The organism is Cupriavidus sp., assembly GCF_057315035.1.
The window spans coordinates 1-23,394 of record NZ_DBHKYV010000022.1 but is presented as its reverse complement, the minus strand read 5'-3'; the positions used below and the strand labels follow the sequence as shown (position 1 = coordinate 23,394).

Below are 23,394 nucleotides of genomic sequence, written 5' to 3'. Positions count from 1 at the left end.
GAAAAACGCTTGCGCTCGGCGCGCCCTGGACTGAACAATAGCGAAAACATTCATGAAATGCCCTCATAGCACCTTTCAGGCTTGGGGCCTCCACGCTCCCGGCTTAAGTCAGCAGAGAAACTCGCCCGTGCCCCGCCATAACCTCAATGACTTGCTCGCACTGATCACTGTCGCCAAGGAGCGCAGCTTCACACGCGCGGCAGCGCGACTGGACGTCACACAATCGGCGCTGAGCCACACTATTCGCAATCTGGAAACCAGGCTCGGCGTGCGGCTACTGACCAGGACAACCCGCAGCGTGTCGACGACCGATGCCGGCGAATGGCTGATTCAGTCGCTGGGCCCCAAGTTCGAGGAAATTGAGGCAGATCTTTCCGCAGTGGCCGAACTCGGCGAGCGGCCAGCGGGCACCATTCGCATTACATCTGTCGACCATCCCATCGATGCCATCATCTGGCCCCGGCTGGCCAAGGTGCTGCCACAGTACCCAGACCTCAACGTCGAGCTGACGGTTGACTATGGACTCACCAATATCGTCGGTGACCGGTACGACATCGGCGTGCGCTTTGGCGACCAAATCGAGAAGGACATGATCGCGGTCCGCATCAGTCCCGATGTCAAGATGGCCATGGCGGCTTCCCCTGCATACTTCAAGGGTCGCGACAAACCCACTACTCCGCGCGACTTGCTGTCCCACCGATGCATCAACCTGCGACTCGCCACTAGCGGCGGCCTGTATGCCTGGGAACTGGCCAAGGGCGCCAAGAAGCTGCAGGCGCGCGTGGAAGGCCAGGTCATCTGCAATAGCGTCAACCAGATGCTGAACGCCGCGCTGGACGGCTTCGGCCTGACTTTCCTGCCGTGGCCCATGATCCAGCCTTACGTGGAAAAAGGACGGCTGGTCCGGGTGATGGAAGACTGGTGCCCCACCTTTCCCGGCTATCACGCGTTCTACCCAAGCCGGCGCCAGTCGTCGCGCGCACTCAAGATCGTCATCGATGCCATCCGGCACCGGCCGGATGGCACGCGCGGCCAGGCCTAGGCCTTCGAAAGCTGATCACGGATCGGCAGTGACCGAATCCGCTGGCCGGTGGCCGCGAAGATCGCATTGCACAGCGCCGGAGCGATGGGCGGCACAGGGGGTTCGCCCACACCGCCGGGCGGCACATCGAAGTTGCCACCCACCATCCACGTATGGATAGCGCGTGGGGCCATATGCGAGCGCAGGATCTCGAAATCGTGGAAGTTGCTTTGCTGCACGCGGCCGTCCTTGAAAGAGATTTCTCCTAGCATCGCCAGGCCAATGCCCATCACACAACCGCCTTCCACCTGGGAGCGGATGCGTTCCGGATTGACCTGTGGACCGCAGTCGATCGCCATGTCGACACGTGGAATCGAAATCTGGCCTTTTGCATCCACGGCCACTTCCACAACCGTCGCCACATACGTCACGAAGCTGTACGCCATGGCGATGCCGAGACCATGCCCCTTTGGCAGCTTGCGCCCCCAGCCGGCCCGACGAGCAGCTTCCTCGATCACGCCACGCATTCGGCCGGTATCGAGCGGATACACGTCGGGCGATTCGCTGTAGTTCCATTTGTCGGATAGCGTCGCCGGATCGATCTTGCGCGACGGCCCGATCAGTTCCAGCAAGTAGTCCTTCGGGTCGCGGCCAGCCTGGTGCGCCAGTTCGGCAACGAAGCTCTGCACCGCGAACGCATGGGGAATATTCGATACCGAGCGGAACCAGCCGATGCGGGTGTGCGCCGGCACGTCGGCGGACTCCAGCCGGATCGACGGAATCTGGTACGGAATGTTGATGGCGGTCATCGCGGCCTCGAAGTCCGCCTTGCCTTGCGCACCGACCTTGAATGTGGAACCGATAGTGGGCGCAGCGGATCGATGCAGCCATGCTGCCGGCTTACCGCTGGCGTCCAGTACCGACTCCATGTGCTCGACCGAAACCGTGTGATAGTAGTCGTGCCGGATATCGTCGTCCCGCGTCCACTGCAGCTTTACCGGCGTGCCACCCATCGCCTTGGATACCAGCGCCGCCTCGGAGATAAAGTCGGCCATCGACTTGCGGCCAAACCCACCGCCCAGCAGCGTCAGATGCACCGTCACGTCCTTCGGATCGAGCCCGACGTGCTTCGCCACGCTTTCCAGCGCGCCCTGGGGGGCTTGCGAAGGTGCCCAGATCTCGCACTTCCCGTCAACGAAGCGCGCGGTGGCCACCGGCGTTTCCATCGACGCGTGCGCCAGATGCGGGACATAGTACTCGGCAGAGACCTTGCGTTGGCCGCCGGCGGCCGACAGCGCGGCAACCGCATCGCCGTCATTGCGCAGCGCCTTGCCTGGGCGCCGCGCCGCGGCTTCGAGCGTGCGACGGAACGCAGCCGATTCGTAGCTCGCGTTCTCCCCGTCGTCCCATTCGAGCTTGAGCGCGGCACGGCCCTGCATTGCCGCCCAGGTGTTCGTGGCAACCACTGCCACACCCCCCACCGGATTGAACAGCGGCGGACCGTCGTAACCCTTCAGCTCGACGACGCGCAACACGCCGGGCACCTTCAGGGTGTCGGTGCTATCGACCTTGCGCAGCTTGCCGCCATAGACCGGCGGGCGAGCGATGACCGCGTAGACCATGCCCGGCAGACGCACATCGATCCCGTACGTGGCCTTGCCCTGCGCAATATCGCGACTATCGGTCGGCACGATCTTGCCCTTGCCGATATAGCGGAACGCGGTCGGTTGCTTGAGCCGGAGTTGGTCGTGTGCCGGCACCGGCTGCCGCATGGCGGCTTCAGCCAGCTCGCCGTAGCCCAGGCGACGGCCCGTTGCCGCATGAATGACTTCGTGACTACGCGCCTGTACTTCGGTGACTGGCACCTTCCACTGCGCGGCTGCCGCGGCTTCCAGCATCTGGCGCGCCGATGCACCCACGCGCCGCATCGGCGCCAGGAAATGCCGCATGCTGCGCGAGCCGTCCACGTTCTGGCTGCCATAGCGGGCCTCGTTGGCATCGGCCTGCACGATCTTCACGCGGCTCCAGTCGGCCTCCATCTCGTCGGCCACCACCATCGGCAAGCTGGTCCGCACGCCGGTACCCATCTCGGCGCGATGCGCGACGATGGTCACAGTGCCGTCACGGGCGAGCGAGATAAACACCAGCGGGTTGTCGACGACCCCGCCGGGCATCGACAGAGCGCCATATTTCTTCGCCGCTTCGGCGGCATCGGCCTTCGCGATCAGGCCGCCGAACTGCACGGACAGCACAAACGCCGCGCCCGCCTGCAAGAGGCGGCGGCGCGCCGGTTGTTCCAGTGGCTGCATATCGGTGCGCGTCATGCCTTGGCTCCCGTCTTGTTGCCGGAAAGCCGCGACGAAGCCAGCCGCACTGCGGCGTTGATCCGCGTGTAGGTGCCGCATCGGCAAAGATTCCCGCTCATACCGGAGACAATCTGATCGTCCGTCGGCTTCGGGTTGGCTTTCAACAGCGCGGTGGCAGTCATGATCTGGCCCGCCTGGCAATAGCCGCATTGCGCCACGCCCAGCTCAACCCACGCATCCTGTACGGCCTTGCCCACCCGATCGCCTTCCATCGATTCGATAGTGGTAACGGGCTTGCCGCCCACTGCTGAAATCGGCGTCACACAGGAACGCACTGCTTGTCCGTCGACGTGGACTGTACAAGCGCCACACAGCGCCATGCCGCATCCGAACTTCGTTCCGGTAAAGCCCAGCGCATCGCGCAGGGTCCAGAGTAATGGCGTGTCGGAAGACAGGTCGACGTCATGGACCTGGCCGTTGATCTTGAGCGATGTCATGGGCGGAGAATTTTTGCAGGAGTTCGCGGGATGGTATCGGAGAAACGTCGCGCGATTACGTGGCTCACGCTGAATAGGTTCATGAATGAGGCTCATGAATCTGTTGTCGCGCTTAGCTTCGTGAGATCGATTCTGCCATGTTCCCCTCTTACTGCATGCACCGGCTAACCCATCTACAAACGGATCTGCGCGCTTCGGGGTAGCGGATGGTCCCGTGAAATCGTCTCTTGCAGGAATCTCGTAACGGCCTTGATGCGCGGCAAATACTGCAGGTCCCGATGGACCGTCATCCATATCGTCCTGCTCACCTTGATCTGCCCATCAAGAATCTTCACCAGGCCGAAGCGCTCTGCTTTGGCGAAGGAAGGAAGCATCACGATGCCTGCGCCAGCCACCGCGGCGAACATTTGGGCAATCATGCTCGACGACTGAAAGCCGACCTTGGGTCTGGTGATTGCCTCGTCCAGCCATCTCACTGTATCGAGCTGAATCAGATCATCGACGTACGTAGAGAACTGATGGTCATGCAGCGCGGCCGGGCTTTCCGGTGTGCCATGCTTCAACAGGTAATCCGCCGATGCGTAAAGCTGCAGCGGAAACGCACCGATGGGAACGACATCCAGGGACTTGCCATCGGGAGGAAAGAAACTCAGAAAGACATCTGCCTCCCGCTGGTTCACGTGCATCTGCTGAGTGGTGGTGACCAACTCCACAGCGATTTTCTGGAATCGAGAAGAAAAATTCACGAACTCGCCGGCCAGGTAGAGAGAAGCAATCCCCTCCATGGTGCCAACCCTGACCGTTCCCGATGGCTCCTTATGAGAGCCTCCCAGAAATTCTCCTAACGCCACGACGTTCGATTCCATCGCTTCGACGTACTCGAGCAATGCCTGGCCACGGGCTGTTATGTGCAGCCCCTGGTTGTCTCGCTCGAACACCGGTGCGTTGATCGCCTCTTCCAGGCGACTGATGTGCCGACTAATCGTCGACTGGTCGCACTTGATGCGGCGCGCGGCACCGCCCAGGGTCCCCGAACGCGCCACTTCAAGGAAGATTTTCAGGTCATGCCAGTTCGGATTGATTTGAGACATCGCGCAAAAGTCGCTGCAGGGTTTTTGCAAGCATACCCGTGAATTCAGGGAAAACCCTCTAGGCACTTTCCCTGTGCAACCCGCACCAGACAAGGGCTTCTGCCGTCTTGCAAATTTGCAAGGCGCAACGCGGAAGTTCACCTTTTCACGCCATCCGACCGTCTCTAATCTTCGCTTGCGGCTGCCCCATCCCTCACGCCTGACATTTGGAATGCAAGGCGTCCTACCAAACGTTGAGGTTCGTCATGTCCAAACAGACTGATTACCACGTGCTCTTCAACCATCCGGATTTCGAAGCGCTTGTCCGCCAGCGGCGGCGCGTTGTTGTCCGACTCTTCGTCATCAGCATGACGTTCTTCTTCTCATTGCCGTTGGTGTCGACGTTTGCGCCTCAACTGCTTCTGATCAAGCTCACACCATCCACCACGCTTGGCCTTTGGTACAACGTCGCGCAGTACTTCATCGGCGGTGCCATTGCATGGCGCTATGCCGTGCAACTTCGGCGTCTTGATGCCATGGCAGCGTCTCTCACTAGCGGCACCAGGCAGACGAAGTCCACGGTCGACACCACCGTTGCACAACGCGCCATTGCCTGAGGGGCTGTCATGTCCAAGCGAATCTTCTACGCCACACCGTTTGCCGTTGCCAGTAGTTCCGCGCTAGCGGACACCCCTACCTTGGTAAGCGCCGACAACCGCGGGCTGACTTTCGGCGTCTTTGCCGTGCTGTTCCTGCTCACACTCGGAATTACATGGATCGCCGCCCGCCGCAATTCCACGGCCAGCGACTTCTACACTGCTGGCGGAGGCATTAGCCCACGCATGAACGGGCTTGCCATTGCGGGCGACTATCTTTCTGCAGCGGCTTTCCTGGGCGTATCCGGACTCATTGCGCTGTACGGACTGGATGGCATCAGCTACGTGGTGGGCTTCTTTGTATCGTTTATCCCGGTTCTCATCCTCATCGCCGAGCCCTGCCGGAATCTCGGAAAATTTACCCTCGGCGATGTACTCGCCTTCCGCAACAACTTCCGGGCAACCAAGCTGGTGGTCGCCATATCGAGCATCCTCGTCGCGCTTTTCTATATGGTGCCGCAGATTGTCGGGGGCGCCGTCATCGTCCGTGCACTGATTGGCATCCCCTACGAACTGTCGGTGATGGCGGTCGGGACCCTGATGCTGACGTATGTCCTGTTCGGCGGTATGCGCGCCACCACTTCGGTGCAGGTTCTCAAGGCGGTCCTTCTGATCAGCTTCTGCCTGATCCTCGTCGTTCTCTCCTGGCTGCCCTACGGCTTTAACATCGAAGCCTTCTTCAACGGGGTCATCTCGAACGCAGCTATCCAGCAGCACATTCAGGGGCTGGTTGCGGGAACCTCGACGCTGAGCGTGGCCGATGCCGGTCAGCGTTTGCTCGCACCGGGCTTGTATCTGAAGAATCCTCTCGAACAGGTCTCTCTCGGCATGGCTCTTGTGCTCGGGACAGCCGCAATGCCGCACATCCTGATGCGCTTCTTCACGGTACCCAACGCGAAGGCAGCGCGGAAATCGGCGCTGTACGCAATGTTCGCCATTGGCTTGTGCCACCTTCTGATTGTCGTCATCGGGTTCTCGGCGGCACTTAACGTTGGACCCAAGGCCATCCTGGCGATGGACAAGGGTGGCAATCTTGCCGCCCCGATGCTGGCGCAGTTCCTGGGTGGTGGCCCCGACAGTCTGCTCGGCAACTTCATGCTGGCTATCGTCGCTGCTGTGTCATTCGCCACGATCGTGGCGGTGGTTGCAGGCTTGACACTGGCGGCCGCCTCGTCACTTGCGCACGACGTCTATGTTGGCGCCATCAAGAATGGTGTTGCAACGGAACGCGAGCAAGTGAGGGCTGCCCGGGTAGCCACGCTTCTCATGGCTGTCATCTCCGTGGGCGCCGGCATCGTTGCCAAGGGGCAGAACGTCGCCCAACTCGTCGGCTTGGGATACGCGGTCGCCGCGTCCGCCAATCTGCCAGCCCTGATTTGCACGCTGTACTGGCGCCGCTGCAATACCGCTGGTGTCGTCGCCGGTGTGTTGGGGGGAACCATTCTATCGATTGGGCTGGTACTGATATCGCCCAACATGACGTATCCGCTCTTGCAAAAAGAGGCTGCCTTGAAGACCGTGGCAACGCTCTCCACGCAAATCTCCAACGCTCAAGACGACGATGTTCGCCAGAAGCTGGTAGCGCAGCGCGCCGCTGCACAAACCGTTGCGGCAGGTATCCCGGATGGTGCACGCAGCATCGCAGGTCTGCAGAAGCCGCTTATCGAACTACGCAATCCCGGAATCATCTCCATCCCGTTTGGCTTCCTGCTTGTCATCCTGTTCTCCCTGCTTAGCCGCAGTCATTTGTCTGAATCGCGTTGGGCCGAGCTTTCCGTTCGGCGTGAAACTGGCATCGGCGCCGCCGAAGCCGTGGCGCACTAATCCCCTTGGAACGACCAATCATGACTCTCCCCATCGTCAAAGTCGCTGCCGTGCATGCAGCGCCCGTCTACATGAATGCCGCAGCAACGGTTGCCAAGGCGATCTCGTTCATCGATGAAGCGGCCCGCCACGGCGCAGAACTCGTGGTGTTTCCCGAGTCCTTTATCCCGGGCTTTCCCGTGTGGGCAGCACTTTGGGCGCCGATCTACAACCATGACTGGTTCCGTCTCATGGTGTCCAACAGCATCCTGATCGACGGCCCGGAAATGGCGCAAATTCAGGCTGCCGCCCGACGCAACGGCGTGTTTGTTTCGATGGGGTTTAGTGAAAGCACTGAGGTCAGTGTCGGCTGCATCTGGAACTCCAATGCCCTTATCGGGGACGACGGCTCGATCCTCAACCACCATCGCAAGCTCGTGCCTACCTTCTACGAGAAGATGGTCTGGGCGCCTGGTGACGGCCACGGCCTGCAGGTAAGCAACACGCGTATCGGGAAAATTGGTGCACTGATCTGCGGCGAAAACACCAACCCCCTCGCCCGATATGCACTCGCGGCGCAAGGCGAACAGATTCACATCTCTGCATGGCCAGCCATCTGGCCAACCCGGATGCCCGGCTCAGGTCAGAACTTTGACAATCTGGCAGCCAATCGTATCCGGGCCGGCGGCCACTCGTTCGAAGCCAAGGCATTTGGCATCCTCAATGCCGGCTTTATGAACAAGACGATGTTCGACATGCTCGCCGCAGGTGGCGACAGCCGGGCCATTGAAGTACTGGAAAACACGCCTCGCGCAGCGACGCAATTCCTGGACCCGACCGGTGCAGTGATCGGGGACACGTTGCAAGCAGAGGAAGGCATTGCCTACGCGACGTTTGACATCAACGCCTGCGTCGAACCCAAACAGTTCCACGACATCGTAGGTTATTACAATCGCTTCGACATATTCAGCGTCGAAATCGACCGGCGGCGGCTTGCGCCAGCGAAGTTCTTGCCCGAGGCGACGGTCGCCGGTCGGGCGCAACCGAGCGGTGAAAGAGCCGGCGCCGCCGAGGCAGCGGTTGCGGATATGGCTTGATCGACGTTCGGGAATAAGCGCCGGTCACACACGACCCTTGCTGTTCGGCGGCTACGCGGACGACTGTGGCAACCAGCCCGATGCCAAGCCGCTCATTGAACCGGCAAGGTCGTTCCACTGCGCGCGAGCAGCTGCCACGACGCTTCCACCTTCATCCAGCACTGCAGAACCGCCAAATGGCCGGAGCTCGTATTACCGTCGCCGAGATTGTTCACCACGTCGTAGACATGACGAACTACCCCTACTCCGCCAACGACATCAACTGTCTGTTCGGAATGCGAGATCGACAGATAGCGTCGCTTGCCGCCGAGGTTCTCCAGCAGTTCATGCTTCGTCCATATGCGGCCGTTGGAGTGCGAATACGTCAGTCGTTCATGCAACAATCGACTCAGCGTATCGGCATCGCCCGCGACCAATGCGCGGCGCAACGTCTCAACCGCCCCCTCGAGCGTGACAGATACCTTGGTAGCATCCGAATCCGGCTCTGCTGCGGGTTCCGTAACCGATGTTGACGGGCTCTTGTCTACTTGATGCACTCCCATTCTCCAGCTCCTGCCATAAACTCAGGTCAATCGACGCGAATCTTCGCTTCCGAAACGATCTTGGCAGATCGCGCCATGTCTTCCTTCTGAAACCGCGCAAAATCCTCCGGACTTCCTGGTGTCAGCAAATAGCCCTGCTCGACCAGTCTGGCGCGCAAGTCTGCTGAGTTCAGCGCCTTGTTCACCAGCTCGTTTAGACGCTTGACCACATCGGGCGGCAGTTTCGAAGGACCCCACAAGCCGTACCACGAATAGAACTCATAGCCAGGCACGGTCTCCCCGACGGTCGGCACGTCCGGCATCGAGGGAAGTCGGTCCTTTGACGTCACTGCGATGACGCGAACCATGCCACTCTTGTGGTAGTTCATCGCACCAAGAACAGGGTCGATGAAGCCGTCGATTGCGCCGCCGATAAGATCCTGATAGGCAGGCGCTGACCCCTTGTAAGGAACGACAAGGTAGTCAATCTTGCCGGCCCTCTTCAGGAGTTCAGTGGACAAGTGTCCTGCCGATGCTTGCGATCCGATCGCAAACGTCATCTTGCCAGGATGGGCCTGAGCATAGGAGATCAACTCCTTTACGTCTCGGATTGGGAGCTTCTTGTTCACGGAAACGGCCAGCGGTCCCTTTCCAATCAGTGCAATCGGCGAGAAGTCCTTCACCACATCGTACGGCGTCGATTTCAAGGCCATAGGTGTCGTCGTGAATGTGGACGCGCTAAACAGGAGGGTGTAACCGTCCGGGGCGCTCTTCGCTACGGCATCTCCCCCGATAACACCTTGTCCACCGGGGCGATTCTCGACGATAAAACTCTGCCCCGTTTCCTCCGTCAGCTTCTGCGTAAGCATCCGACCGACGGTATCCGTTGGCCCACCTGGAGGAAACGGAAGGATTACCCTCACCGCCTTCGACGGATATGTTTGCGCCCATATCGAAGTACAGACGCTTGCTATGGCTACGCCAGCAAGGGCGCGGCCCCAATGGTGAGTGAGTCCTTTGAACGACATGGCTGGTCTCCTCTGTCCGAGTCTGCAAGACTCGCGTGACTCGGCATCGATTTTCAATCGGCCTTGATTTTTGCCGTCTTGATCAGGCTGCCGATACGCTCGTATTCGCCAGGCAGGAACTTGGCCAACTCCTGCGGATCAGGATTGGCGACCGTCACCCCCAAATCACCAAACTTCTTGACGACGGTCGGATCCTTCAGTGCCTTGCCCAACGCCTCCGTAAGCCTGGCCGTGATCTCCTTGGGTGTATTGGCCGGCGCGAACAGCGCATACCAGGCCGAGAACTGGAACTGTGGATACCCTTCTTCAGCGATAGTCGGCACATTGGGCAACTCTGGCAAGCGGTTTGGTGTCCCTACGGCCAAGGCTCGCACCTTGCCCCCCTTGATAAGTGGCATCGCATTGGTGGCAGTGTCGAAGATCACAGGAATCCGACCACCCAGCAGATCGAGGATGTGAGCATTACCGCCCTTGTAGGGCACGTGCGTCATCTTGACTTTGGCGATGGCAAGGAACTGCTCGCCAGCCAGGTGTAACGGTGAACCATTGCCGGAGGACCCGTACATGATGCTTTCCGGATTCTTTCTGGCTGCCTCCACCACCTCCTTCAAGGACTTGTAGGGCGAATCGTTCGAAGTGATAACGACAATGGGCGCGCGCCCAATCATGCCGATTGGCTCAAATGCCTTGAGCGGGTCGTAGTCGGCCTTGAGCAGGTTCGGACTCGCGGCGTGAGTGGCCAGGCCTCCAAGCAGCAGCGTGTAACCGTCAGCAGGCGCGCGCGCAACAAAAGAGGCCCCGATCAATGCTCCAGCGCCCGGCCTGTTCTCGACGATGAACGAGGTATGCAGGGACTCACCCATCTTCTGTCCAAGCAGACGCCCGAACATGTCGTTCGCACCGCCTGCGGGGTACGGAACCACCATGGTTACCGGTCTGCTCGGATACGAGGTCTGCGCATGTGCAACATGCGTGGACGCGGTTCCGATGGCAACCAGGGTGAAAGTAGCGGCGAACATCCGTCGCCAAGCGGTAGGAATGGCCATGTCTCTTGTCTCCGTTATTTGTCGTTACAGCTAACTTCGGTGCTTCAGACTCCAGGACCCGCTACAAGATTGCCCGGCGGCAAGGCGCGGCCGCCGAGGTACTCCACGATATTTGTTGCGGTATTGATGGCGACGTGAAGCGCGGCCTGGCGGGTGACGCCCGCCACGTGAGGCGTCAATATGACGTTCGCCAACTCCCGTAGCGGACTGCCAGCTTGTAGGGGTTCGATCTCGAAGGTGTCGAGTCCTGCCCCACCGAGATGACCGCTTCTGAGCGACTCGATGAGTGCGGCCTCGTCGATGACAGGGCCACGTGCGGTGTTTACGATGATGGACCCCGCCTTCATCAGTGCGAGTTCCCGCTTGCCGATCAGACCTCTGGTTTGCTCGGTAAGGGGGCAGTGAAGGCTGAGAATATCAACGCGCCTCAGAAAGTCGTCCAGATCGCTCGCCATATCGAAGTCGTCGGCATCGGCGCGCGTGGCATCCATTACGATGACCTTCGCGCCGAGCGCGGCTGCCAACCTGGCGGTGCTGCGCCCGATGCTGCCGTAGCCCAGAATGCCAACTACGGAAGCGCGGAAGTCTCGCCCCTGCCACGCCGTGCCCTCCCAGTCCCCTGCGCGCACGGTCCTGTCGAGTTTCGGCAGGTCACGCACGAGCGACAACATCATTGCAATGGCGTGCTCTGCCACGGCATCGGCATTTGCACCGGCCGAAACCGTTACTGCAATGCCGCGCCTGGCCGCTTCCTCCAGGTCGACGCTTTCGATTCCAGCACCGTTCTTGGCAATGATTTTCAGCCCCGTTGCCGCAGCCAGCACGCCAGCCGTGAACGGCTTGGAGCCGCGCATCAACACCGCATCAATGTCCCCGTCAAAGAGACGCCGCGCAAGCGATTCCTCATCAATCGGATCGGCCATGAATTCAATGCGCCCGCCAGCATCTTGCAGAATCTTCTGTGCTTCAGAAACCAGATGCTGTGCGGTCACAAGCACGGTAAAGGACTGGGTGGTCATGAAAGTCTCTACATCTCACGCGATAGAAGCCGCGCTAGAACTTGTGGCGGATACCAACGGTTGCGCCAAACTGATTGGCTCCGTTCTGAACAAAGGCACCATCAGTCGGACTGCTGGTGTTGAATCCATTCACACTGAGGTTGGAATTTCGCTTGTTTTTCACATACGAAAGCGACAGGTAGGCATCGGTTCGTTTGGAGAATGCGTAGTCCGCGAGCGCAACGAAGTTCCACGGGTCTGCGTTTGTATTCCTGAAGTCCTGAAAGTACGTGGCACCGGTGACCGAGAAGGCTTGGGTAAGCTGGTAGGCCAAGCCTGCCCAGTAGAGGTTCGATCCCTCGTTGGCGGCCTTTGCACCGGGGAGAGTTGCGCCGCCATATGCGTTAGCCCATCGATATCCAAGGAATGCCGCCGCTGGCCCGCGCGAATACTTCACAGCGGCCGTTGCCCGACGAATCATTTGCGCGCTGGAGGTTCCGGTGTTGTTGACCTGATCGTAACCAGCAGCCAGCGCCAGACCGCCCGTCGCATAGCTCGTCACCACACTGATTTCGCGCCCATTCGTGTAGTTTCCGGGGATCTCGTTGCCATTGTTGGTCAGGCTATAAAGTCCGGATACGGTGAAGCCACCAAATGTTCCGATGTACTTCGCGCTGTTATCGGCGCGTGAAGCGAACTCCGGTGCAATGGCGACGATGCCGTAGCGCGTGGCAATCGCCATCGGGTCGTACTGAACGCCGAAGTCGAAGAACGGGGTCGTATGTCGACCCAACGTCAGCGTGCCGTATTGGCTTTGCATACCGACATACGCATTGCGTCCGAACAGGCGGCCGCCTTGGGCAGACGTACCGGTATCGACGTTGTATCCGCTTTCCAGGACAAAGACTCCCTTAAGCCCACCGCCCAGATCTTCGACTCCACGCAAGCCCCAACGCGAGCCGGACTGGTTTCCGGAAGTCACTCGAACGGCGCTATTACCTGTCGTGCCAGCTGCGGTCGATGCCGCCTTGTTCGTGTACTCCACACCGGCATCCACAACGCCGTACAACGTTACGCTGGATTGGGCGTTTGCGCCGAATGCCATCAGCGACAGCACAGCACCATGGAACAGCTTTCGCTTCATACGGGATCTCCTTTTTTTAGGTTATATTGGGCCCGGCCCGGTTGCCGGATGCCGGATGCCGGATGCCCTATCGTGGCTATTTCAGCCGACTGCGGTTTCGGCCTGGCGCGCGGTGGCTCGCCGCGCTCCGCTTGCGCGGAATATGGATCGGCAGGCTCGTTGGTCTTAAGAATCGCCGTGCGCCACGCTCGCACGTTCCGGCCGAGCGCTACCGGCGCTAGCCGAACCGAGGAGAATCCGTTCGATCAACATGACGATGGCAGGCGTGACAAGCGCAACGTACATATTGTCGATGCCAAATGGATTACCCAGCAAATACCAGGCGGTGGTGGCTACTGCAGCGGAAATCAGCGCCCAGACAGCGCCACGGTTGCTGCTGAAAAATGGCATGTAGATGCCGATCAGCGCGACCACCGTCACCGTGAGACGCAATGCACGCGTGAAAAAGGACAGTGCCAGAATCTGCGGAACAAACAGCACGAAGACCAGCGGCAGGAATCCAACGGCAACCGAAATCAGACGCGTTGCACGCAACTCGTGCTCAGGCGATGGGTTGTAGCGCGGCACATAGAAGTCTTTGACAATCAGGGATGCAATTGCCAGCGCAACGGTGCTAACGCTAACGAAAATCGACGCAACCAGCGAAACGGTAACGATGCCAGAGAGCACAGGACTCATGTGCTGCAGGAACACCGGCAAGGCGTAGAGACTTTTGATGTCCGGAAAAAGGAACTTTGCCGCAACACCGATGATGCCCAGGGCAATCGCGACCGGAACGCACAGGACACCGGCCATCAGTGTGGCCTTGCGCGCCTCGTCGGCGGACTTCGCTCCTGAGATGGCCTGGATGATGAACTGAGTCGAGAAAATTGCGCCAGCGGTACCAATAACCCACGCGCCGATGGTGCCGCCACTCAACGTACCGCTCCACGTGAAGTATTCCTTCGGCATGCTCTGCATCATCGGGGCAACGCCGCCGCTCAGGCTCAGTGCGACCCACACCAGTATCCCGATGCCAAGCAGCTTGACAGCGCTGTGGAGGATCGTGACATAGGCAACGCTCTTGAGCCCGCCCCAAGCGAAATAGATCGTGCTTACCACTGCGGTAATCAGCGCCGCGACCGGCAAGTCGATGTGCATCACGGTGGAAATCGCGGCCGCCCCGCTTACGTAGTTCCCCACATTCACGATAAACAGCGCGTAAATCATGATGGCCGAGACAACGAGCTTCGCCTGCTTGCCGTATTTCTGCGCGATGAAGCCGGAGATGGTGAACTCGCCAGACTTGTAGAGGCGCTTGGCCATGAAGAGGCCGAAGAGCATGAAGCCGATCGATGCAGAGATGACGGACCAGGATGCCGCAACACCGACGTTGAACGCCTCCTGGGACGTGCCGATGGTCGACTTCGCGCCAATGTATTCCGACATCAGGAGAATCGCGATCACTACCGCGGGTGTGGAACGACCCGCCACCATAAATTCACCGGTCGTTTTGCTGCGAAGCCTGATGCTGATCCAGGCGGTGATGGCGATGTACACAACGACCATGCCAATGATGATTGTTGTGTCCGCCCCCGATAGCTGATTCATTGCTGTCTCCGATTTCTAATCTACTTTCCGACCGCTTCGATCACCGCAGACTCGCGTGTTTGATGAAATCAATCACATGGACGCGTTGTTATGACCGATGCAATCATTGTAGTTCAGCGATTCGGGCAAAACGTACGAGTGTTAACCCTCAAAACTGAGTGAATCGGGCAAAATGAAGGATTCCGTTGGTCACATGGACCACAGAATGATCGTTTTGCGCACATCGGGATGAATGGCGAGAATGCACGTGTGGCGTGCCCCGAAGATGGGGTGCCACGTGCATTGAAGTTGGGGCGGTGTGGACTGGATTTGCCCCACCAGATGATTACAGCAATAAACGGGTCAGCCAGCCGCTCACGCGTTCACACGTTCACGTCAGCGAACTGCCACCGCAAACCATGATTTGCTGCCCGGTAATGGCGGCTGCGGATTCTGAGAGGAGGTAGGTTACGAGTGATGCGACTTCATCGACCCTTACGTACCGTCCGATAGGAGGCACAACAGGTGCGCTGGAGGCGCGCTGCGGATCCAGCAACATTGGCGTCTCGGTGGCGGCCGGCGAAACGACATTCACGGTGATGCCGCGGGGAGCCAGTTCCATCGCCCATGACCGTGCCATGCCTACCATCGCGGCCTTTGCGGCAGCGTACTGGCTGCGGCCCGCAGCGCCTCCGGAAACCCGACTACCAATCAATACAATGCGGCCACCCTGGCGCATGGATGGCACAAATGCATTGGCGAGTGCCGCGGCCGCACCTACGTGGAGTCGCCACATCGCCTCCCCGCTCGCGAGATCGAGCTCACCGAGCCTGGTTGCCTTCATGAAGCCGGCCGCGTGCACAATGCCGTCCACCGCGCCGATCTGGTCAGCAAGCTGTGCAATGGCAGCATTGTTCTCGAGGTCCGCAGTGACGAACTGAAAGCCGCTGTCGGCAATGCCCGGATCACCTCTACTCAAGCCAACCACTTCAAGGCCTTCGCCCAGTAGTTGGGTGGCAATCGCCAGGCCAATCCCGGAACTGGCTCCGGTCACAATTATTCGTCGCGTCATTGCATTTCCAGCTTCTGCCAAGCCAACCTAATGCGTAACCGCACGGAGCGTCGCCACAGTTTCGATCGTCACGTCAGCAGCTCTTTCGAAGGCGTGCAACCCTGCGTACTCCGAGTCGGCATCTGTAATCAATGTCCAAGGCTTCTCGATGGGCGCCCAATGCTGCTGACTATCCCGGTTCAGCTTGTCAGCCGTCACCAACACAAAGACACTCGCGGCCTGTCGCATCAGGCATTCCTTCAGGTAGGCCTGCTCCGAAGTCGCCTCGCACAGTCCGCGCCCCAGGACGACACCATCCGCGCCGAGAAACGCTTTGTCCGCCGTGATGCGAGTCAGCGCCAGCTGGGCCATCGAGCCCAAGGTGCTCATACTCGATCCGCGAACCTCTCCCCCAATGAGCGTGAGTTGGACCTTGGTGGGGGCAAGGATCTGCGCGACCAAGAGGTTGTTAGTCACGACGTGAATGTCTTCACGGCCGGCGAGAGCGCGAGCCAACGCTGCCGTCGTCGTACCGCTATCGAGAAAAATCGTGTCGCCCGAAACCACATGCGCTGCTGCCGCTGCGCCTATCGCATCCTTTTCCGCCTGAAAGCTCTGGCGGCGCTCCTCCAGGGACTCCTCAGGTGCGTGGCTGCTAACGAAAGCGGCACCACCGTAGGTGCGTAGAATCAGCCCGTCGTCCGCCAGCGCCCGCAGGTCTCGGCGCACAGTGGCCTCGGACATGCCGAAGTGGTCGCACAAATCGGCCACTTCAGTCATTCCGGAAAGGACGGCTTTCAGCATCGCCTCGCGGCGGCGGGCAACTTTCATGTTTTCGCTTGATGGTAACGTTCGTTAAACGCCGCCAGCATGGGAACTGAGCGGGAGCGCGGAGAAACCGGCACGATGGAAGTTTATCCATTTCTGAACCGAGAGTAGAACCGCGCCCACACCTATAGCTCAGGCACGGAGTCCAGCAGCTTCACTGGCCCAGTCTTCCGTCACACTCACATACTTGATACGCTGGCGAAAATAGGTGTATGCAATATGGAGTTTACCGTCTGCGGACTGGACGATGGACGGGTAAGAAAACTCGCGGTTCAGCTTGTCAGTCGAGTTGTTCGTCATGCAATAGCCGTCACCGACCTCCAGATTCCGCGTAATCGGCCAGGTACGTCCGCCGTCCGTGGAGATGGCAAGCGTCATCGGTGCGCGGGGCGCACCCCAGAAGGCACCACCTCGCGTAGACACCGCCTGAGTCACCAGCGTGCCGCTGTCCTCTGAGTCCTCGATGTCATCATAGAGGGAGGCACGTCGTCCGGTACTCTGCGCCGCGCTGCTGTTATTGAACACCAAGGCAAGATGTCCGTTCTTCAGCGTGACGAACTGGATCGACGAATTGTTATTCGGCAACTCGACGGGCTCGGGTTTAGTCCATACGCAGCCATCGCTGGAACGGCTCAGGTAGATGTTGTCCGCCCACCGGCTGCGATACATGGCCACGAACGACCCATCGTTGAGTTGCTGGATATTCATATGCACGCAGCCAATGCTGTCGGGGACTTCGTGCTCGGTCCATGTCACGCCGTTGTCGGTAGACCGCATGACAACGCTGATATCGTCATTGCCAGACCAGCGCTCGCCCGGGGCGACACGGCACAGGAAGACTGGGCACAGCCAGGCACCATCCTTGGCAACAACAATAGGCTGACGAACAAAGGTACCAGGCTTGTCGAAGAGGGTGTCAATCGCTCCCCAGGTCTGGCCGTTGTCCTTCGAGATGCGTCGGCGCACGATTGACGTGTTCTGATGCCCTGACAACTGGGCGGTGTAGATAAGCCAGAGCTCCCCAGACGGCGCGGCAAACAGCACGGGGTTCTGCTCTGAGCGAGTCGGATCTTCTGACAACCGGACCGGATCGGTCCAGACCGAACTGCCCTTCGCGAGTCGAGACATGTAAATCGAAATGTCCGGCACGCCTTCCTGCGTACCGCCAAACCACGCACAAAGCACGTCGCCGTTGTCGAGCGCGATCAGGTTCGAGGCATGGTTCTGAACGGTCGCCGCTGCAAGATAGGCGTCGGTGCGCGCCGCATCGCCTTCAGCGTGGTGCAGCTTGCCGGGCATCGCGGTAGCCTGCGCAGGCATAACGGACTGGGTGGTCATATCGAAATCCTGATGAGTTGATCTGACTGTCGCCGAAATACACGGCAATCAGAAAGTTGAACTGCGACGCCGCATTGCATCGCCTGCCAATAACGTTTGGAAAGACTGTCCTGCAGGGTGGACCGCAGCCGTTACGCGGCCTGCGTCTCCACGCGTAGCGTGGCCAGGTCTTTTGCTTGCTTGAGTGCCTCAAGCATGCTGCGCTCGTCGGCAATGCCCTTCCCGGCAATATCGAACGCGGTACCGTGATCCACCGAGGTACGGATGACCGGAAGTCCCACGGTGACATTAACGCCAGCCTCAAGCCCCATTACCTTGACGGGCCCGTGTCCTTGATCGTGATACATCGCGACAACGACATCGAAGTCACCTCGGCCAGCGCGGAAGAACAGCGTATCCGCGGGCAGCGGACCCTCGACGTCCCAACCTCGTTCGCGCAGCAGTTCCACGGCGGGAACAATCTTCTCCTCCTCCTCGCCGTAGCCAAACAGTCCGTTCTCTCCGGCATGGGGATTGATCCCGCAAACGCCAATCCGCGGGGCCGAAATGCCTGCACGTACCAACGTTTCATGCGCTCGCTCAATGGTCCGTTGCACCAGACCAGGCTCAATGCGACGAATGGCATCCAGAAGTCCGATGTGCGTGGTCACATGAATCACCCGGAGCTTGGGAGCGACCAGCATCATCGATACTTCCGGCACACCGGTGAGGTGTGCAAGCATTTCAGTGTGTCCGGGGAAAATATGGCCGCCCGCGTGTAGCGCTTCCTTATTCAGCGGCGCGGTACAGATGGCGTCAAGTTGACCGGCCGAAGTGAGTTCGACCGTCCGGGCAATGTATTGATACGCTGCGTCGCCAGCAATGGCCGACAGCTTGCCGAAGGGCAGGTCTTCGGGGATGAGATGAAGGTCGATGCAGTCAACCTCGCCATGATGGAACAGGGCCTGCTCCGGGCTGGAGATGGAGTGAATACTGAGCGTGACACCAGACCGCTTTCCGGCCTCTGCCAGGCGCTTGGCATCACCAATCACCAGGGGACGGCATTCCTCGTACACCGAGGCGTGAGCCAGGCTCTTCATGATGATTTCCGGACCTACGCCGGCGGCATCGCCCATGGTGATGCCGATTACAGGACGATTTGTCATGACTTCCTTTTCGGTGAATTGACGAGGCGCTTGGGCATCCGCGTGCTGCATGGCCACGAGCCGTCGCCATGCGTGATACAGGGTTTCGGGCCGACCAAATCCGCCCGCTTTCGTGACGACCGGAAACGAACCCCGTTCCCGGCTCTGCGCGAGTAACAACGGCACGCCTGGGTCAATTTCCTCAACGACTTTAAGATGAGCAATACCCATGGCGGAGAGCATTGCGCGTGCTGTCTCTCCACCCGTTGCGATTAACGCCGAGGCCTGCGCGGCTGTCGGAGCGAGACGATCCGCCAACCGGCGCGCAAGCAACGCGCCGTTGCTAAACGCCACGCGATTCGACTGCCTCAGATTGACAACGACATGATGGCCGCGCATCAATGCATACGTAACATCATTGGTTAGCGGCAGCGTTGCCCAGGCAACGGGATCAAGCAGTTGTTCCGCATCGACCTCAAATCTCTCCAGCGAGTCCTGGAGGTGATTCTGTAACGTCGCAATTTGCTGGTGCGATACGTCTGACATGCTGCCGACGACCACCAGGACACCGCCTGGGTGGGTTGTCCGAGGTAAGGTCAAACCCGCTTGAGACACGGCCGCAGACGGCATGTCTTTGGAAATGGACAGTGCATCGAACAATGGCTTTGCAAGACCGGCGGATCCTACCCAGAAGAGGCGGTCCAGGTTCGCTGACGCGGCGGCAACTGTCGCCAGGTCCTCGTCGCTTTCGCCATCGCATACTACGGCCTGGAAGTTCTCCGCCTGGAGGTCCAGTAACCTTTCTCGCGTGTGAGCCACTCCCTCGCGCACAACTTCAAGCGGAATCCGTGCGACACGTAGGCCGGCCTCGGATAGCATCGCGCACACGTCGCCCTGCCCCGCGATCTGCTCGTTTTTCCAAACCTCCGTCTCTTCAACCGGAACACCGGAAACGAACTGCCGGCCTTCTTGCGTCGTCCGTCCGGCGTGCGGATAAGCAGGAGCCACAATGGCCATACCGGCCACATCGACAAGGGCGGCGACTTCCGCTGCCACATTGCCACGTAGCGTCGAGTCAATCTTCTTGTACAGCCGCCTCCCGGCGCCATGCGCACGCAGAGCCAGTACATTCGTACGAGCAGCCATTTCCGGAGGTTGGCGGCGCGTGTCGGTATCGACTGCCAGCACGGCGACGTCATTGTGGGGAGCGGTCTCCGCCGTGTGGTCGACTTCAAGGCTGACCACACTCCCGAGGCCGCAATGCGTGCCTGTTACCGCGCAGTCGGCCGTTCCGGACAGATCGTCTCCCAGAATAAGCAGTTTTGCGCAGACGGCGGAACGATTTTTCATGGCAGCAGCCGGCGATAAATCGCCTTGATATCTTCGAGATTTACCGGCTTGGGGTTGTTGCCGAGCAGTCGTGTCACCTTCGAAGCGGCAACTGCCAATGCATCAACATGTGCCTCGACCACGCCGAATTCACGCAGATCCTGCGGAATATTGAGTGCGATCGTCCATTCGCGCAGACGGCCCACCAGCTTTCCCGCTGCGACTCCATCGTTGTCGTCGTGATGGGCGATCCGGAGCGCAAAGGCAACTTTCGCAAGACGTTCAACGCTCGCATCAAGATTGAACTCCATCACATGGGGCAACAGCATCGAATTCGCCACACCGTGAGTCACGTTGAACATGCCGCCAAGTGGGTAGGCCAGAGCATGCACAGCAGCGGTTCCCGCCGCGGTCAACGCCAACCCTCCATACATCGAGCCGAGCAACATTGCTTCGCGAGCCTTCAGCGATTTCCCATTCTCGTACGCCTCGATCAAGTTGGCGCCGATGAGGCGCATCGACTCCATCGCGAACATGTCGCTAATCGGATTGGCCTTCGTGGAGATGTACGACTCCAGCGCATGGATGAACGCGTCCATGCCGGTTGCCGCGGTAATCGGCTTCGGCAAATCCAGTGTCAGTGTCGGGTCAAGTACGACAAGCTGCGGCAGGAGATGGCGGCTGACAATACCGACCTTCAGTTCTTCGTCTGGCAGCGTGACAATTGCGTTGGGGGTAACCTCGGACCCAGTGCCTGCAGTGGTGGGAACCAGAATCAACGGAACACCCGGCGCCGGGATCTTGTCAATGCCCAGCCACTCCCGCAGGGGCTGTTCGTTGGTGAGTCGGACAGCGAAGAGCTTCGCGGCGTCCAGCACACTGCCCCCACCAATCGACAGTACAACATCCGGTCGGAACGGTTCGACCTGTTCGCGATAGACTTTCTCGACGTTTTCGATGCTCGGTTCAGGTTCGACGTCGCGCACGATCAGCACGTCAATATCCTTCGCCTTCATCGCCGCGACAACCCGGTCTGCTACGCCGTTGCTTTCCATCACCGGCTGAGTGATGAAGGCAATACGACGGATCTCCAGATCGAGCAACGAGAGCTTTTCGGGCAATTGGTCGAGGCTGTTCGGTCCATGCACGATGTGCTCGACGCCTTGGAAGTGATAGACAGCATTCATGTCAAGTCTCAGTTCAATCGATCTATGGATCCAGCGCATTGCAGCGCGGTCAATTCACACGCGGATAGTTTGCAATCGCCTGGGCCAGTCGCTCGCGAGCAGTGGCGTCCAAAGGAAGGGCGGGGGCCCGCGCCGGGCCGGCCGGCATGCCGAGCATCGCCGCAGCGGTCTTGAGCACAACCGGCATCGTGCCCAACGCAAAGGCGTCCCGCAGCGCGCGCAAGGACTCCTGGGCACTCCGGGCGGCTTCCATCTCTCCGGCGTGGAAATGGTTCCAGATCGACATCACGACGCTTGGGACAGCATTGGTCGTTGCCGCAACGGCGCCGTCACCGCCAGCAATCAGCGCCCACAGAATCATGGAGTCCGTACCCGTGAATACCGCGAAATCGTCGCGGCGTAGCTTGATGAGCTGCACCAACCGATCGAAATCACCGCCGCTGTCCTTGATTCCTCGAATGTTGGGAATCTCGGACAGCCGTCGGACCGTGTCCACGTTCAACGTGATTCCGGCCTTGGCCGGAATCGTGTAAAGCATCACAGGCAAATCGGTCCCGTTCGCGATCTGCTGGTAATGCGTGAACAGTTCCTGTTGCGTGGCGCCATTAAAGTAGGGAGTAATGACCGATACGGCATCGACGCCGATATCCGCCATCTTTCCATTGAGTTTGATGACGTCACGCGTCGCGTACGCACCGGTACCCGCAATCACAGGAACGCGACCACGCGCTTGATCGACCGTGATGCGTGCGATCTGCAGCTTCTCTTCCTCGGACAGTGCGATGAATTCCCCGTTTGTCCCGAGAACAAAGAGGCCGTGTACGCCAGCATCAATCAAGCGGTCAACGAGGTTTCGCAAACCTGCCTCATCAACGTCCTGGTCGGCGGTCAAAGTGATAAGAGCGGGGACAATCCCCCGGAGGGTCACAGACATTGAATGGTCTCCTGAGACGTGTGAGCGTCTTATGACGTGACGGGCGGTACTGACCTTCGCCTGTTGCGGTGTCTTCCCACACCCGCCACGCTTTGCGCGGTTCGATCAGCCAACTTTAGAATGTTGCTTACTTCAACAAAGAAACGCTCGCAATCTGATCGTTACGGTCATTATAAGTCATCGAATCGCGCAATGTTGGGGAGAGTAAACCCGGATTTCGATCAAAATGTGCATTTTGAAGGCATCCGCAGGCCACCAAAGTGATCGAATAGTGCAAAACTAGCGCGCAAAGGATCGCTAAGCCGAAAGCTAAAGTAGTGGACAATTCACTTCACCGACGAAGTCGGCCGAACCCCACTGCCTTCTCTGCTCGGAGTGGAGGGACGAAGGCACCAAGTTTCTGGTCGTCAGCGAACTCTTTGCGGCAGGACTCCTGCGCGACAAATTGACTTGCCGATCGCTGTCCAGTGTGCAGTGCGATGCGCGCCTTGCCCGCGCATCGCCACCACGCCCGGCGGCGGGTCGCGCGTCACGGCGTGATCGCGCGCAGCGAAAGGGTAGCCGTCATGATGGCGTGTCCAGCCAGACTGGATGCGCGACGCCGAGCAAGGCGAGAGTGGCTACCAAAGCGCCCCTGACTCGTTCGCAGGACGGTAGGCCACGCTCACCGCTGCGCATCTCCGGGCAAACATCTCACCTGTTGGGTGGCGTCTGATTGCTTCTTGCGATAAGCGTCGCGTATCGCTTTCTTATACCCTTCGGGGAGTGAGATCTCGTCCAATTGGTGAATTGGGTGTAAGCGCCCGGTGAACCCGTCTTGACGGGGCTACGCAGGAAGGACGGAAGC

At 59.5% G+C, this 23,394-nt stretch carries 19 protein-coding genes; 4 read left to right on the top strand and 15 right to left on the bottom strand.

The window, feature by feature from the left end; genetic code table 11:
• Positions 1-127: 127 nt before the first annotated feature.
• Complete coding sequence (locus ACO550_RS23460; protein WP_315595849.1) at positions 128-1,042, top strand: LysR substrate-binding domain-containing protein; 915 nt, start codon at positions 128-130, stop codon at positions 1,040-1,042.
• On the opposite strand, the gene ACO550_RS23455 is transcribed toward ACO550_RS23460, so the two are convergent.
• The 3 genes from ACO550_RS23455 to ACO550_RS23445 all read right to left on the bottom strand — a co-directional run bounded on the left by ACO550_RS23455 (position 1,039) and on the right by ACO550_RS23445 (position 4,915).
• On the bottom strand, positions 1,039-3,345 hold the full coding sequence (locus tag ACO550_RS23455) for a xanthine dehydrogenase family protein molybdopterin-binding subunit (RefSeq protein ID WP_315595848.1): 2,307 nt from the start codon (positions 3,343-3,345) through the stop codon (positions 1,039-1,041). The two genes, ACO550_RS23460 and ACO550_RS23455, sit on opposite strands and share 4 nt — an antisense overlap.
• Positions 3,342-3,824, bottom strand: a complete 483-nt coding sequence (locus ACO550_RS23450) for a (2Fe-2S)-binding protein (RefSeq protein ID WP_315595906.1) — start codon at positions 3,822-3,824, stop codon at positions 3,342-3,344. Before ACO550_RS23450 ends, ACO550_RS23455 begins: the two co-directional genes overlap by 4 nt.
• Positions 3,825-3,997: 173 nt before the next feature.
• Positions 3,998-4,915: a LysR family transcriptional regulator gene (locus ACO550_RS23445; protein ID WP_315595847.1), complete on the bottom strand. Its 918-nt coding sequence runs from the start codon at positions 4,913-4,915 to the stop codon at positions 3,998-4,000.
• Positions 4,916-5,160: 245 nt separating this feature from the next.
• On the opposite strand from ACO550_RS23445, the gene ACO550_RS23440 reads away from it, so the two are divergent.
• The 3 genes from ACO550_RS23440 to ACO550_RS23430 are packed head-to-tail and all read left to right on the top strand — an operon-like array spanning position 5,161 to position 8,450.
• Positions 5,161-5,511 carry a DUF485 domain-containing protein gene (locus tag ACO550_RS23440; RefSeq protein ID WP_315595846.1) on the top strand — a complete coding sequence of 117 codons (351 nt, stop codon included), beginning with the start codon at positions 5,161-5,163 and terminating at the stop codon, positions 5,509-5,511.
• Between the two features lie 9 nt (positions 5,512-5,520).
• Positions 5,521-7,374, top strand: a complete 1,854-nt coding sequence (locus ACO550_RS23435) for a sodium:solute symporter family transporter (RefSeq protein ID WP_315595845.1) — start codon at positions 5,521-5,523, stop codon at positions 7,372-7,374.
• A gap of 20 nt (positions 7,375-7,394) precedes the next feature.
• The gene (locus tag ACO550_RS23430) at positions 7,395-8,450 is read left to right on the top strand and encodes a nitrilase-related carbon-nitrogen hydrolase (protein WP_315595844.1); all 1,056 of its coding nucleotides are present in this window, start codon (positions 7,395-7,397) and stop codon (positions 8,448-8,450) included.
• 92 nt (positions 8,451-8,542) lie between these two features.
• On the opposite strand, the gene ACO550_RS23425 is transcribed toward ACO550_RS23430, so the two are convergent.
• The 12 genes from ACO550_RS23425 to dapA all read right to left on the bottom strand — a co-directional run bounded on the left by ACO550_RS23425 (position 8,543) and on the right by dapA (position 22,547).
• Positions 8,543-8,986: a DUF4440 domain-containing protein gene (locus tag ACO550_RS23425; RefSeq protein WP_315595843.1), complete on the bottom strand. Its 444-nt coding sequence runs from the start codon at positions 8,984-8,986 to the stop codon at positions 8,543-8,545.
• A 32-nt stretch (positions 8,987-9,018) separates the two neighbouring features.
• Positions 9,019-9,999 carry a tripartite tricarboxylate transporter substrate-binding protein gene (locus tag ACO550_RS23420; protein ID WP_315595842.1) on the bottom strand — a complete coding sequence of 327 codons (981 nt, stop codon included), beginning with the start codon at positions 9,997-9,999 and terminating at the stop codon, positions 9,019-9,021.
• 53 nt (positions 10,000-10,052) lie between these two features.
• Entirely contained in the window at positions 10,053-11,045 is a 993-nt protein-coding gene (locus tag ACO550_RS23415) for a tripartite tricarboxylate transporter substrate-binding protein (protein ID WP_315595841.1), read from the bottom strand.
• Positions 11,046-11,089: 44 nt separating this feature from the next.
• Positions 11,090-12,064: an NAD(P)-dependent oxidoreductase gene (locus tag ACO550_RS23410; RefSeq protein WP_315595840.1), complete on the bottom strand. Its 975-nt coding sequence runs from the start codon at positions 12,062-12,064 to the stop codon at positions 11,090-11,092.
• A gap of 34 nt (positions 12,065-12,098) precedes the next feature.
• Entirely contained in the window at positions 12,099-13,187 is a 1,089-nt protein-coding gene (locus tag ACO550_RS23405; RefSeq protein ID WP_315595839.1) for a porin, read from the bottom strand.
• 165 nt (positions 13,188-13,352) lie between these two features.
• A complete protein-coding gene (locus ACO550_RS23400) occupies positions 13,353-14,777 on the bottom strand; it encodes a sodium:solute symporter family transporter (protein WP_315595838.1) in 1,425 nt (474 codons plus the stop codon).
• A gap of 370 nt (positions 14,778-15,147) precedes the next feature.
• Positions 15,148-15,828 (bottom strand): SDR family NAD(P)-dependent oxidoreductase, encoded by a 681-nt coding sequence (locus ACO550_RS23395; RefSeq protein ID WP_315595837.1) that lies wholly within the window; start codon positions 15,826-15,828, stop codon positions 15,148-15,150.
• A gap of 27 nt (positions 15,829-15,855) precedes the next feature.
• On the bottom strand, positions 15,856-16,638 hold the full coding sequence (locus ACO550_RS23390; protein WP_315595836.1) for a DeoR/GlpR family DNA-binding transcription regulator: 783 nt from the start codon (positions 16,636-16,638) through the stop codon (positions 15,856-15,858).
• Positions 16,639-16,767: 129 nt separating this feature from the next.
• On the bottom strand, positions 16,768-17,973 hold the full coding sequence (locus ACO550_RS23385) for a sialidase family protein (protein WP_485994964.1): 1,206 nt from the start codon (positions 17,971-17,973) through the stop codon (positions 16,768-16,770).
• Positions 17,974-18,104: 131 nt separating this feature from the next.
• Positions 18,105-20,447: a 4-hydroxythreonine-4-phosphate dehydrogenase PdxA gene (pdxA, locus tag ACO550_RS23380; protein WP_315595835.1), complete on the bottom strand. Its 2,343-nt coding sequence runs from the start codon at positions 20,445-20,447 to the stop codon at positions 18,105-18,107.
• Positions 20,444-21,613: an iron-containing alcohol dehydrogenase gene (locus tag ACO550_RS23375; protein ID WP_315595834.1), complete on the bottom strand. Its 1,170-nt coding sequence runs from the start codon at positions 21,611-21,613 to the stop codon at positions 20,444-20,446. The genes pdxA and ACO550_RS23375 overlap by 4 nt, the downstream gene beginning before the upstream one ends.
• A gap of 49 nt (positions 21,614-21,662) precedes the next feature.
• Complete coding sequence (gene dapA / locus ACO550_RS23370) at positions 21,663-22,547, bottom strand: 4-hydroxy-tetrahydrodipicolinate synthase (protein ID WP_485994963.1); 885 nt, start codon at positions 22,545-22,547, stop codon at positions 21,663-21,665.
• Between the last annotated feature and the right edge of the window lie 847 nt (positions 22,548-23,394).